The sequence below is a fragment of the Cloacibacillus sp. genome (assembly GCA_036655895.1).
In the GTDB taxonomy this organism is placed as follows: domain Bacteria; phylum Synergistota; class Synergistia; order Synergistales; family Synergistaceae; genus JAVVPF01.
The window spans coordinates 22,024-34,929 of sequence record JAVVPF010000010.1; the positions used below are offsets into that span (position 1 = coordinate 22,024).

Sequence of the window (12,906 nt, forward strand, 5' to 3'; positions counted from 1 at the left end):
TTTTGCCGGTAAAAAATCAGCCTCTGCGCGCCGCCGCGTTTTTCTCTCTCATCGTCTTTAGCAGGTTTCTGAACTCCACCGCGAAAAGCGTCACAGTAGTTATCACGGCGAGAGTGTCGGCTATCGGTTCTGCGAGAAAGACCGCCATCACCTTGTCCTTAAAAAATAACGGCAGGATGTAAATGAGCGGTATGAGCACGATCACCTTCCTGAACAGCGCAAGAAAGGTCGAAGTCTTTGCGTTGCCAAGCGCGATGAAGGTCTGCTGACAGGCGAACTGCGCGCCGAGCAGCAGGCTGGTCGCCATGTATATGCGAAGCGCCCAGACAGAGATCTTTGTAAGCGCCGGGTCGTTTGTAAATATCGAGGTAAAAAGCAGCGGAAAGGCCATTATCAAAACCCAGAGCACAAACGAATAGATCATGCAGCACAAAAGCAGCAGATTGAAGGTCTTCTTAACGCGTTCCGGGTTGTTTGCGCCGTAATTGTAACTGACGATGGGCTGCGCTCCCTGTGTAAAGCCGATCTGCGGCAGCATCGCAAACTGCATGACGCCGGCCAGTATCGTCATGGCGCCCACGGCGAGGTCTCCCCCGTAGCGCAGCAGCGAGGAATAAAAACACAGCACGAGCACGCTCTCAGTGGCCTGCATGATGAACGGCGCCACCCCCAGCGCAACGGCCGGCAGCAGCACGCTCAGGCTTATGCGAAAGTTCGAGAGCCTCAGCCTCAGCACCGTATGCTTTCCCATCAGGAAGGCAAGCACCCACAGCGCCGAGACACCCTGCGAAATGACCGTGGCTAGCGCGGCGCCGCGCACGCCCATGTCAAACAAAAAAATGAATATCGGGTCAAGTATGATGTTGCAGACCGCGCCGATGACCACCGTCATCATGCTCACTCTGGAAAAGCCCTGCGCCGCGATGAAGGCGTTCATCCCAAGCGTGAGCTGGACAAAGAGCGTTCCCGCGGCGTATATGGCTATATAGGACATAGCGTACGGAAGCGTGTTTTCGCTCGCTCCAAATAGCATCAAAAGAGGCCTTTGAAAAAACAAAACGGACGGAGTGAGTATCATTGCTGTGACTGCAAGCGCGCAGCAGCAGTTTCCAAGTATTTTTTCCGCGTCCTTGTTGTTGCCGCTTCCCATCATGATGCTCGCGCGCGGAGCGCCTCCCATTCCGGCGAGCGCCGCGAACGCAGATACTATCATGATGACCGGAAAACAGATGCCGACGCCTGTCAGCGCCGCCGCTCCTACCTTCGGGATATGACCGATGTACATGCGGTCTACCATATTATACAGAGCATTTACCACCTGTGACGTGATGGCCGGCAGCGCCAGCATGAAGAACAGTTTGCCTATCTTTTCTTTTCCTAGATCCACTTCTTTTGATACGTTCATCGCTTTGGTTCCCCCCATAACGCCCATGCAGGGGCGCGCCACCTCTATTATATATTGAATTTAGGCATAATACCGCAGGTGACGGCAAAAAGGCTAAGATATGAAAGTATCATAGTTTGGTGAAGTTGCCAGAGAAAAATTGCCAGATTTATTCTCGTATTATATAGAGGGGACCCCTTTTTTCCACCTTTCCCAGTTGCCAACTATCTCACTGACAAGGGGAGCCGCTGCTCTGTAGTTATTTATCACCCCTATGGCGAATGCCCCACTGCTTTCTTTCGTGCCGCCCTGCGGCGCGCTGTCATAATTGGTGACTGCGCGGATGACGGCTAGTCTGTCTATGTGGCGGCTCTGTTTCAGCACATACGCAATGGCGTTGTCTTCGCTCTGCAAAGCGCCGTAACGTCCGGCTTTCTCGTTGCGGCAGAGTTTTTCCGCCGTCTGTGAAAAAATTTCTCCCTGACCGCCCGAAAAGCTTGTAACTGTCGCTGCTCTGTATATAAACGGGTGAAGCTGCGCCGTCGGCGTCTTATATTGTTTTCTGTATTTTGCGGCTTTTGGGTGATCCGTAAATTTAGTCTTCTCGTTGAGTCGTATGGACCAGCGCACAAGTTGGTCGTTCAGCTTAAAGATGCTTCCCGCTTTCACGGTCTTTATCGTCCGTTTTCCATTTTTAGACGTGACTGCACGGTAGTCGCTGTCCAGCGCCCAGTCTGCAACACAGACTGAGCCTGTGGAGGCCGTTTTTGGAGAAACTCTCGCCTCCCCCGTTACTATGAAATAGGTTTCGCAAAAGTCAAAGCGCGCGTCTTTTAAAAGCGCCGAAAGCGAGCTCACCGTTTTGCTCTTGCCCGCCTCAACGCTCATGAAAGCGAGGCCGTCTTTTATGTAAACGTATGAGTTTGTTTTACGTATGCGGTAATATTCCGCGTCGGAAAAGTTTTTGTCATACCAGCGCTTGATTTCAAGAGAATATTTGAGCGGGACGCGCGCCACGTCCTTCATGTCATAAAAGGTGAGCACCATGACCTTTACCGGAATAGCTCCTGCCTCCGCGGAGGCGCTAAACAAACAAAAAATAAACAGAAGCAGCGTTATCGCCGCGGTTTTTATCCTCATCAAACCACTCCAAACCACCTGCCGGAAGCCGGCAAATTTAGATTTGGAGAGTATATCATCAACTGCCGAATCAATTTTAGGTAGGATTACGTAAATGCTCTTTATTGCGTCAAATAGTTATTAAAATAAAAAAACAACGCCGGTCGTTTTAAATCAGAAACCAAAACGGCCGACGTTGTTTATAAATTGCTTAATGGAGCGTTTGCTGCAGGAAGAGAGTGACTAGCCCAGCGCCTCTTCCATTTTTGCCGCGGTCTTTACGGAGTAGTCGGCAATTTCGGCGAGCGCCTTTTTCATGCGCTCGCCGCACTGTGCGGCGAAGGCTTCGTCTTTTACTCCGGGGAGGTTGATGCGGACGTTGTATGAGGCGGCTTTGCCTGCGGCGTCGGCGAGCAGCGCAGCGCTTCCGGCGTCGCTTGCGGCGTTCGGGTTGCCGAAAGAGGCCGCTTCAAAAGCGAGCTTCGCGGCTTCTGCGCAGGTCTCAAGCGTAAGCAGGGGAACCTCCGTCGCCGTCTTTGTGGCCTCTGCCATCGCGGTCTTTCTTGCCGCCTTTTCTTCGTCTGTGTCTTTGGGCATCTTCATTGCCGCCATGAAGACGTTGAAGGACTCTGTGTCGTCGTTCATCAGTTTCACGAAGTCGGCGCGCAGCTTCTCGCTTGCGTCGAAGACCTGCTGCATCGTATCCCAGTTGTCCTTGTATTTTTCTTTGCCTATCGTGAGGTTCCCCACCATTGAAGTGAGGCCTGAGGCGAGTGAGCCGCAGAGCGCGGCTACGCTTCCGCCGCCGGGGGCCGGCGAGTTTGAGGCAAGTTCATCTATAAATGCTCCGACTGTCATTTCTTCAAATTTCATTTTCATGCTCCCTTTCTTTTAAAATGACGGACGGAAAAGTCCGCCGCTTTAGCAAATTTATCCGTCCGTCAATTTGTCTTATAATGGTAATAATGTTACTTTGTCGTCTTTACGAGCTCCGTCAAGTATTCTTCGTCAGCAATATATGGGAGCGTGATGTGGCCGTCGCTGCGTTTTGCGTTGAAGGTCTCTACCGTTTCGATGGCGTGGTCGTTACGCGCCCAGGCGCGGCGCGCGACTCCGCTCATGACGTCCCAGCTCATTGACTCAAGTATGGTGCGGTCTATTCTCTCGCTTCCGTCAAGGACGAGGCCGAAGCCGCCGTTGATTGATTTGCCGGTGCCTACTCCGCCGCCGTTGTGCAGCGCTACGAGGCTCATGCCGCGTGCGCAGTTTCCAGCGAAGCAGTGGATGGCCATTTCGCCCATGATGTTGCTTCCGTCTTTGATGTTTGATGTCTCACGGAAGGGCGAGTCTGTGCCGGATACGTCGTGGTGGTCGCGGCCGATCATTACGGGGCCGATCTCGCCATTTCTCACCATTTCGTTGAATTTGAGAGCTATCTTCATGCGGCCCTCTTCATCCTGATAGAGGATGCGGCACTGTGTGCCTACTACGAGCTGGTTCTTCTCGGCGTCGCGGATCCAGACCCAGTTGTCGTGGTCCTGGAAACGGCGCTTCGGGTCGATGCAGTCCATAGCGGCCATGTCGGTCTTTTTGAGATCCTCGGGGTCGCGGGAGAGGCAGCACCAGCGGAAGGGGCCGTAGCCGTAGTCAAAGAGCAGCGGGCCCATTATATCTTCTACGTATGAGGGGAAGATGAAGCCTTCAAAGGTGTTTTCGCCGTTCAGCGCTATTTCTTTCACGCCAGCGTCGAAGACCGCGCGCATGAAGGCGTTGCCGTAGTCGAAGAAGTATGTGCCCCTCGCAGCGAGAGCCTTGACGAGTTCAAAATGCTTTTTCAGCGACTTGTCTACGAGACGTTTGAATTCTTCTTTGTCTTCGCCGAGGAGGCGCGTCCTCTCTTCAAATGAGACGCCCTGCGGGCAGTAGCCGCCGTCGTATACGGCGTGGCAGGAGGTCTGGTCGGAGAGAAGTTCGACCTTCTTGTCGTGGTCAAGCGCGTACTGGAGCAGGTCCACGATGTTGCCTTCGTAGGCTATCGAGAGCGCTTCGCCCGCGGCCATCGCCTCTTCGGCCCATTTGAAGGCCTCCGCGAGGTCCGTCGTTCTTTTGCTGACCCAGCCCTGGCTGTGGCGCGTATCAATGCGTGACGGGTCTACCTCGGCTATTATCGAGGCTGCTCCCGCGATGTCCGCGGCCTTGGGCTGCGCGCCGCTCATGCCGCCCAGTCCAGAGGAGATGAAGAGATGTCCCGCGAGGCCCTTGCCTTCTGGAAGATGGAACATCTTGCGGCCGGCGTTGAGCAGCGTGTTGTATGTTCCGTGAACGATGCCCTGAGGCCCGATGTACATCCAGCCGCCGGCTGTCATCTGTCCGTAGTTCGCGACGCCAAGAGCGGTCGCGCGGCGGAAGTTTTCGGGGTCGTCAAAGAGGCCGACCATCAGTCCGTTTGTGAGGATGACGCGCGGAGCGGAGGGATGCGAGCGGAAGAGTCCGAGCGGATGCCCCGACTGTACTACCAGCGTTTGGTCCGCTGTGAGCACTTCAAGATACTTTTTGATGAGGAGGTACTGCATCCAGTTCTGACATACCTGCCCCGTCTCGCCGTATGTGACCAGCTCGTAGGGATAGAGGGCCACGTCGAAGTCGAGGTTGTTTTCGATCATTACCTGGAAGGCCTTGCCTTCGGTGCATTTGCCCTTGTATTCGTCAATAGGCTTTCCGTAAAGTTTACCGGCGGGACGGAAGCGATAACCATAGATGCGTCCGTGTTCCTTGTATTCTTCGAGGAACTCGGGGGCGAGCTCTTTATGGTATTCTTCGGGGATATAGCGGAGGGCGTTCTTAAGAGCAAGCACCACCTCTTTGTCGTTAAGTACCTGGCCGCGGTTCGGCGCTCTTCTTATTCCAGGCTCAAACTCCGGCTTCTTTGGAAGTCCGTTCGGAAATTCCAGTCTTAGTTCTAATGCCTTTCCTGATGCATCATGCATTTCTGTCAGCTCCATTCTTTTTTGATATATCAAAAAATTATTTCTTGACGTAGACGATTTTCATACTATACTAATTGTAGCGCAAAGATTTAGGATTGAAAAGTATTAAAGTGCGAAAGCATCAAATTTCCATAAAATTTCCAGAGGTTTCATTGACCAGAGGTTTTAAATTTCTTGAGTAATTATAACATGCTTGAAAAAAAGATTCCACAATAAGTAAATAAATTTAAGGAGGAGTATTTTATGTCAACGGTAGTGCTCAACGGTAAATCACTGACCCTTCAGGATGTAGTCAACGTAGCGCGCAAAGGTTATAAGATAGAGATAGCGCCGGAGGCCAAAGAACAGATCAAGGAATGCGCTCAGGCAGTCCTCAACTGGGTGCAGGAAGGCCGCGTCGTATACGGCATCACAACTGGCTTCGGCGACCTTGCCTCCGTCAGCATCCCTGAGGACAAGTGCCGCACGCTTCAGGAGAACCTGCTTCTTTCGCACGCCTGCGGCATGGGCGAACCATACGCCGAAGACGTCGTCCGCGCGATTATGCTTCTTCGCATCAACACCCTCTCACGCGGTTATTCCGGAATCAGCCTCAACACGCTCCAGCAGATGGTGGACTATCTCAATAAAGGCATCATTCCAGTCGTTCCTACACAGGGTTCCGTCGGCGCAAGCGGCGACCTCTGCCCTCTTTCACATATCGCCATCACCCTGATAGGACACGGCGACGTCTTCTACAAGGGCGAGCGTATGCACGTCACGGAAGCTCTGAAAAAAGAGGGCATGACGCCGGTACAGCTCCAGCCCAAAGAGGGCCTCGCGCTGAACAACGGCACAACTGTCATGAACGCGGTCGCCGCGCTTTGCGTGGCTGACGCGGAGATCATGATGAAGAACGCCGACATCGCGGCCTCAATGTCCGCGGAAGCGCTCCACGCCGTGCCCTACGCATTCGACAAGAGAACGCACGAGCTTCGTCCGCACGTCGGACAGGGCGTCGTTGCGGAGAATATGCGCCGCCTCATCGAAGGCAGCGAGATAGTCGAACATTTCAAGAAAGACCGCGTACAGGACGCCTACTCGCTGCGCTGCCTGCCGCAGGTCAACGGCTCATGCCGCGACGCTCTGGGCTACGTAAAAGAGAAGGTCGAAATAGAGATAAACTCCGTTACGGACAACCCGATAGTCTTCTTTAAGGACGGCGACGTCATAAGCGGCGGCAACTTCCACGGCGAGCCTCTTGCCATGGTGATGGACTTCTTCGGCATTGCAGTCGCGGAATTTGCGAGCATAGCGGAACGCCGCGTGGCGCGCATGGTTGACCATAAGCTTTCCGACCTGCCCCCGTTCCTCGTCTCCGACAGCGGCGTCAACAGCGGCTTCATGATCCCGCAGTACACGGCGGCGGCTCTCGTCTCTGAGAACAAAGTGCTCGCGCATCCCTCGGTCGTCGATTCCATCCCGACTTCCGCAAACCAGGAGGACCACGTTTCCATGGGCGGCTACAGCGCGCGCAAGGCACGCCAGATATTGGACAACACAAACAAGGTCATAGCTATCGAGTACGTCAACGCGGCTCAGGGAATGGACTTCCGCGCCCCGCTGAAACCGGGCAAAGGCTCAGAGGCCGCCTTCAAAGAATTCCGCAAACATATCCCCTTCTACGAAAAGGACCAGTACATGCAGCCGCTTCTTCTGAAGTCGCTTGAACTTGTCGAGGCCGGGACCATCGTAGAGGCGGTCGAGGAAAAGATCGGCGCGCTTAAATAGACGTTAGTTTTACGCGGACGTGATAATATATCAATAGAAAAATCTACCGCCGGTGAGGCGCGCCGGGAATGGCGTGTTTTGCCGGCGGCATATTAAGAAAGGCAGGAGTTTTTAGATGGCAATGCAGTTGATAGAATGTGTCCCCAATTTCAGTGAGGGCAGAAGACAGAACGTTATTGACGAAATAGTGAACTGCTTTAAGGGCAAACGCGGAGTGTACCTTCTTGATCACCGCGCGGACGAGGATCACAACCGTCTCGTGATCAGCCTTGTAGGAGCGCCGGGCCCCATTCAGGACGCCCTCATCGAAGCGGCTAAGATCGCGGAGAAAAATATAGATATGAACGCGCATCAGGGCGGACATCCGCGCATCGGCGCGGTGGACGTCGTTCCGTTCACTCCCATCAAAGGCATCTCAATGGAAGAGTGCATCAAGCTCGCGCATGATTTCGGCGAACGTTATTACAAAGAAACAGGCATCCCCGTCTATTTCTACGAGGACGCCGCGCGTATCCCTGAGAGAAAACGCCTTGAAGTGATCCGCAAGGGTCAGTACGAGGTGCTCAAAGACGAAGCGAAGACCAATCCCGACCGCAAGCCCGATGTAGGCGAAGCCAGCCTCCACGCGACAGCCGGCGCCACGGTCATCGGCGCGCGCAAGTTCCTCGTAGCCTACAACGTCAATCTCAACACGCCGGACGTCAACATCGCCAAGAACATCGCAAAGGCCGTCCGCTCGTCGTCAGGCGGCTTTAGCTGCGTGAAGGGCATCGGGCTTGCGCTTGAAGAGCGCGGCATCACACAGGTGAGCATGAACCTCGTCGACTATGAAAAGAACTCCCTCTACAGAGTGCTTGAAACGATACGCATGGAAGCAAAGCGCTACGGCGTCGAAGTGCTTGAGACAGAAGTCTACGGCATGATCCCCGTAAACGCGATACTTGAAAGCGCCGCCTACTATTTGCAGATCGCTGGCTTCGACCCGGAGCAGGTGCTTGAGCTCCGTCTTCTTGAGCTTATGGGAGAAAAGGCTGAATAGCATGAAAAAACTTTACAGGAACATGCGGCTGTTCACTCCTGTAGACAACGGCAAGCCCTTGGCCGGAGCGGAACAGTCGAAAGTAAAAGAGATAAAGAATGCCGCTATGCTGGTCTCAAACGGCCTCATCGAAAAGGTCGGCCCAGAGGAAGAGGTGCTTAAAGGCCTCGACCGCGCTGAGATATGCTTTGAAAAGGATTTCGGCGGAGCCTGCGTCATTCCCGGCTTCGTCGACCCGCACACCCACCTCTGCTTTGCGAAGCGCCGCGAAGATGAGTTCGGTATGCGCCTCGCCGGACGTCCCTACCTTGAGATACTCAAAGCTGGCGGCGGCATCCTGGCCTCCGTCAACGCGGTGAAGGCGGCGACAGAAGAGGAGCTTTTCAACGCTACTAAGCGTCTTGCCATGTCGGCTCTCAAAAAGGGAACTACGACCATTGAGATAAAGAGCGGCTACGGACTTTCGCTTGACCTTGAGCTTAAGATGCTTGAAGTCATCAAAAGAATCGGCGCAGAGACTCCGCTTGACGTCATTCCGACCTTCATGGGAGCGCACGCCGTGCCGCAGGCATACAAAGACTGCCCAGATAAATTCCTGGACGAGGTGCTTGTAAACGAGATGCTGCCCAAAGTGAAGGCGCAGGGCATAGCGGAATTCTGCGACGTCTTCTGCGAAGAGGGTGTATTCTCCGTAGATCAGAGCCGCAGACTGCTTACGGCCGCGAAGGCTCTTGGCTTCGACACGAAGATACACGCGGACGAAGTGCACGACACCGGCGGCGCTGGCCTCGCGGCTGAACTTGCCACAAGATCCGCAGAACATCTTCTTGCGGCGAGCGAGGAAAATCTTCGCGCTATGGGCAAGGCCGGAACGATAGCGGTGCTCTTGCCAGCTACGGCCTACAGCCTCAAGAAGCCCTATGCCAAGGGCCGCGATATGGTGGACTGGGGAGTGCCTGTAGCTATGGCTACGGACTGCAACCCCGGCTCCTGCTTCTGCGAATCAGTGCCGTTCATCTTCGGCCTCGGCGTAATGAACATGGACCTCTCCGTTGAGGAGGCGCTTGTGGCCACCACGCTGAACGCGGCCTACGCGGTCAACCGCGCCTCAAAGGTCGGCAGCCTCGAAGCCGGAAAACAGGCGGACTTCCTCGTCCTTGACGGAGCCGCGCCCACGACGCTCGCCTACCACGCAGGCAGCACCTCCGTCGAAGAGGTCTACAAGCTCGGAGAAAAAGTGGCGTAACGATTTTTTAATAATCGTTTGCAAAAAGTAAACCAACATTGTCCCGTCGCGAGATAATTTTCGCGGCGGGCTTTTTGTTGTGGTTCGGCGATGAAAAAGCTGTTACAATTACGTAAGAAATATATACTATACGGAGGAATCGAGATGAAAAAAAGCACCCTTTTTACGCTTATAGCCTCTCTTCTGTTCTTTATAGCCACGGAGGCGAGGGCTGACGCGGCGCGGCTTTTATCTATGGAGCTTCTTGGAGGAGTCATCCAGAATGTCTCAACGGATTGTTACAGTTATGTTCCTAACCACAACATCCCGCTGAGCGAAGCAGTTATCTATAAGGTGAATCAAGCTGTACGCGAACGCGTCGGCTTTGTCGCAGACGGAAATACGCGGCTTGTCCTAAGGATTAAATCCTCTGCTCCAGGGACGGTGCGCCTTTCCCCCGAATCTTCGCTTCCAGCTGGCGTGGTGCTGGAAAATACGGATAGAAGCGCCGCGGGAGAGACTCTATCGCTGCCGCTTCAGGAGGCTGCGCCCGGGATATATCAGGCAAGCGCCGTCATAACCGCGCCGGAGGCGTGGCCGGGGAGCGCCTCTCAGGAATATTTCTCATTTACCGTAAAGGCGTCGCTTGATGATGAGGCGCTAAGCAAAGAAATTCGCATATATCGCGCCCCCGTCGTTCTCATCCACGGTATATGGTCGGACGGCGAGACGTTTGGCGATGTTGTGGCGCCGGGTACTCTTGCCGGCGAACTCTACGCCGCGTGGAAGAAAGAGAGCATGGAGGGGCGCAGGGCGCAGGTGGGATATTTCGAGTATCCCGGCGACAAGGGGCCTTCAGAGGTGCTTCCCGTCAGTTCTGATGTTTTTTACCGTTCTATAGAGAACATGATACGCGACCTGCGTATGAAGAAGATAGAGGCGACTCGTGTCGACCTTGTGGGACACAGCCTTGGCGGCTTGATGATAAGGAAGTTTTGTATCAACAGATATTACAGAAACAATCAGAACTACAATCAGGGCGCTGTGCGCAGAATCGTAATGCTGGCCACTCCGAACACCGGCGCGGGCATAGCCTCCTTCGTCACCGCGGATACAGAATGGCTAAGCGACAAGACGCTTGATAGCTCCCCAGATTACAAAGAGAAAATGACGAAGGTATATGACCTTCTTGGTGAATTAGGCCTGAACGTTAGAGGAAGCGCAATAAAGGACCTCGCAATAAACAGCCCTGAGCTCAGGCTCCTTAACGACAACCTGCCCGCGGGCCTTCCGCTGTATAGAATAGCCGGCAATACTGGCAGAGAACTCATTGCGCCTGGCGCCATAAGTAAAGCCATGAAGGCGATCATAGAGCCATATACGCACGAATCTATATTCAGCAAAATTCCGGAACTTTTCAGCAGCTTTGCAAGCGGTAAAACAAACTATATCTCCGAGGACTCAGACTGTCTGGTTGGCCTTTCCAGCGCGCTCTGGAGCGGCGTAATGGAGGAGGACAAGGCCTGCGAGGTGATGCAGGACGTCCAGCACATGTGGATGGGAGAGAAGGAAGTTATTGCAAGCCGCGTCTCTCAGCTGCTTGGATCGGAACTTTCCCTTTTTGAGCCGATACCGGAGAAATCTTCGCTTGTATTTCCGGCCTCCGCCTCTCCATTCTCAAGTAAAGCCGTGCTCTCCTTACGGGCGGCCTCTTTAGCGGAAGACCCGGCTTTTGAGAATAAGCTAAAAGCGTTGGAAAAGGCACTCAAAGACGAGCGCGGCAATACCGCAGCCAAACCTGAAAAAAACAAACTCACAGCTCTTTGGAGCTACCCGGAAGCGCCTCTGCTCATAAGCGCCGGGACGGTTCGCAGGATAGTGATAAATGGAGACTATTCAAACGGAACGATGAAAAATATTTCGCATAAAGATGATGGGACAAGTTATTCCATTGAGGACGGTACAATAGCTCAGGTCACCGAAGATGGCATGCTCACAGCTCTTGCGCCCGGAAAGACTGTTTTAAAGGCGGTCAACAAAGAGCTGTCGACAGAGCTTAAAATTTACGTTATCCCCTTTGCCGTCATACCGTACGACGAGAAGGTAGACCCGGAAGACCCTCCTGTTGACCCGGCCGACGAAATAAGTGTGGACGTTGAACCAATAGCGGCGCCCTCTTCTTCCGGTGGATGCAGCGCCGGATTTGCCTCCGCGTGCGCCTTCTTTGCCGTTGCCTGCGTCATTTGCGGAAGACGCCGCAAATAGGCTCATAAAACCCGTACAGCGTAATGAGACAAGAATAGATATTTAAAAATACATGTTATTAAGGACGTGAGAGCAAAATGGCGACTTGCTATATGGACGGAAGATACGCGCCGTTTTCGGAATGTATGATTCCGGTGACGGATATGGCGCTTCAGCGCGGCGTCGCGGTCTTTGAATCTATACGTATTTATGACCGCAAATTATTTGCTATGGAGATGCACTTGGGGCGCCTCGCGCAGAGCGCGGCCGGCGCGGGAATTGAGGCGACAGAGATACTGGCGGCGCTGCCCGACGTTATAAGAGGCGGTCTTTGCGCAAAGGACTGCCCCGTCGACGGCCTCGTCAAGCCCTACCTTACGGGCGGCGATATAAACGCCAGAGGACGTTTTCCCAAACCGCGTTTTTTTGTGATATTCGACGAGTTTAAGAAGACCTCCGAAGAAGAACGCCGCGCCGGAGCCGCGCTCGTTCCAAACCTCAGGGAACGTCCGTTTCCCCTCTTTAAAAGCACAAATTATCTCTTCGGGCTCATCCCTCTTGCGACATCCGCGGATGGAACGCATGAGTCGATATATATGCCAGACGGAGAGATAACCGAGTCAATGACAAATAACTTCTTCCTCTGCAAAGAAGGCCGGATAATCACAGCTCCCGTCGGCCGCGTGCTTGACGGAGTGACAAGGCGCGTCGTCATAGACCTTGCGTGTGAAGACGGCATTACGGTAGAAGAACGCTGCCCGCTCGTCTCCGAACTCAAGGAGGCGGACGAGGCCTTCATAACGGGAACGGTAAACGAGGTGCTCGCCGTTACGCGTATAGGCGAACAAAAGGTCGGCTCTGGAAAGCCGGGACGGATGACGGAGCGTCTTTACAGGCTGTTTTTGGATAACGTTGAAAGGCGGCTCACAAACTGACCGCGGCTATGGCCGTCTCATAATAATAAACACTAGCGCTGTATAACCGGTGCAAAACGGGAGAGACGAGGTCGTCTTCTCCCGTTTTTTATGGCTACATAACGCTAAAACTTATATTTTAGGTGAATAGATATCATATCAAACTAACAAAAAGCATATCTCGTACCCAAAAAACACATTTGCGTGTATTTTGGGTACGAGAT

Annotated in this window: 9 protein-coding genes; 5 read left to right on the forward strand and 4 right to left on the reverse strand. The window is 53.6% G+C overall.

The features are described from left to right. Positions 1 to 16: 16 nt before the first annotated feature. From RRY12_04715 to RRY12_04730, 4 genes are all read right to left on the reverse strand, one after another. Positions 17 to 1,405, reverse strand: a complete 1,389-nt coding sequence (locus RRY12_04715) for an MATE family efflux transporter (protein MEG2183957.1) — start codon at positions 1,403 to 1,405, stop codon at positions 17 to 19. Between the two features lie 159 nt (positions 1,406 to 1,564). Continuing rightward, positions 1,565 to 2,524, reverse strand: coding sequence for a hypothetical protein (locus tag RRY12_04720; GenBank protein ID MEG2183958.1), 960 nt, complete (start codon positions 2,522 to 2,524; stop codon positions 1,565 to 1,567). 222 nt (positions 2,525 to 2,746) lie between these two features. After that, positions 2,747 to 3,376 (reverse strand): cyclodeaminase/cyclohydrolase family protein, encoded by a 630-nt coding sequence (locus RRY12_04725; protein MEG2183959.1) that lies wholly within the window; start codon positions 3,374 to 3,376, stop codon positions 2,747 to 2,749. A gap of 95 nt (positions 3,377 to 3,471) precedes the next feature. Beyond that, positions 3,472 to 5,490, reverse strand: a complete 2,019-nt coding sequence (locus RRY12_04730) for a urocanate hydratase (GenBank protein ID MEG2183960.1) — start codon at positions 5,488 to 5,490, stop codon at positions 3,472 to 3,474. Positions 5,491 to 5,733: 243 nt separating this feature from the next. On the opposite strand from RRY12_04730, the gene hutH reads away from it, so the two are divergent. The 5 genes from hutH (at position 5,734) to RRY12_04755 (ending at position 12,703) form a co-directional block, all read left to right on the forward strand. After that, entirely contained in the window at positions 5,734 to 7,260 is a 1,527-nt protein-coding gene (gene hutH / locus RRY12_04735) for a histidine ammonia-lyase (protein ID MEG2183961.1), read from the forward strand. Between the two features lie 115 nt (positions 7,261 to 7,375). Continuing rightward, positions 7,376 to 8,299: a glutamate formimidoyltransferase gene (gene ftcD / locus RRY12_04740; GenBank protein ID MEG2183962.1), complete on the forward strand. Its 924-nt coding sequence runs from the start codon at positions 7,376 to 7,378 to the stop codon at positions 8,297 to 8,299. Between the two features lies 1 nt (position 8,300). Further along, complete coding sequence (gene hutI, locus RRY12_04745; protein MEG2183963.1) at positions 8,301 to 9,545, forward strand: imidazolonepropionase; 1,245 nt, start codon at positions 8,301 to 8,303, stop codon at positions 9,543 to 9,545. A 144-nt stretch (positions 9,546 to 9,689) separates the two neighbouring features. After that, entirely contained in the window at positions 9,690 to 11,789 is a 2,100-nt protein-coding gene (locus tag RRY12_04750) for a hypothetical protein (GenBank protein ID MEG2183964.1), read from the forward strand. A 77-nt stretch (positions 11,790 to 11,866) separates the two neighbouring features. After that, entirely contained in the window at positions 11,867 to 12,703 is an 837-nt protein-coding gene (locus RRY12_04755) for an aminotransferase class IV (protein MEG2183965.1), read from the forward strand. Positions 12,704 to 12,906 lie beyond the last annotated feature (203 nt).

Bases quoted from the DNA above. Each gene is read 5' to 3' on its own strand.
- RRY12_04715 (MEG2183957.1), bottom strand. From the start codon at position 1,405: ATGAACGTATCAAAAGAAGTGGATCTAGGAAAAGAAAAGATAGGCAAA.
- RRY12_04720 (MEG2183958.1), bottom strand. From the start codon at position 2,524: ATGAGGATAAAAACCGCGGCGATAACGCTGCTTCTGTTTATTTTTTGT.
- RRY12_04725 (MEG2183959.1), bottom strand. From the start codon at position 3,376: ATGAAATTTGAAGAAATGACAGTCGGAGCATTTATAGATGAACTTGCC.
- RRY12_04730 (MEG2183960.1), bottom strand. From the start codon at position 5,490: ATGCATGATGCATCAGGAAAGGCATTAGAACTAAGACTGGAATTTCCG.
- hutH (MEG2183961.1), top strand. From the start codon at position 5,734: ATGTCAACGGTAGTGCTCAACGGTAAATCACTGACCCTTCAGGATGTA.
- ftcD (MEG2183962.1), top strand. From the start codon at position 7,376: ATGGCAATGCAGTTGATAGAATGTGTCCCCAATTTCAGTGAGGGCAGA.
- hutI (MEG2183963.1), top strand. From the start codon at position 8,301: ATGAAAAAACTTTACAGGAACATGCGGCTGTTCACTCCTGTAGACAAC.
- RRY12_04750 (MEG2183964.1), top strand. From the start codon at position 9,690: ATGAAAAAAAGCACCCTTTTTACGCTTATAGCCTCTCTTCTGTTCTTT.
- RRY12_04755 (MEG2183965.1), top strand. From the start codon at position 11,867: ATGGCGACTTGCTATATGGACGGAAGATACGCGCCGTTTTCGGAATGT.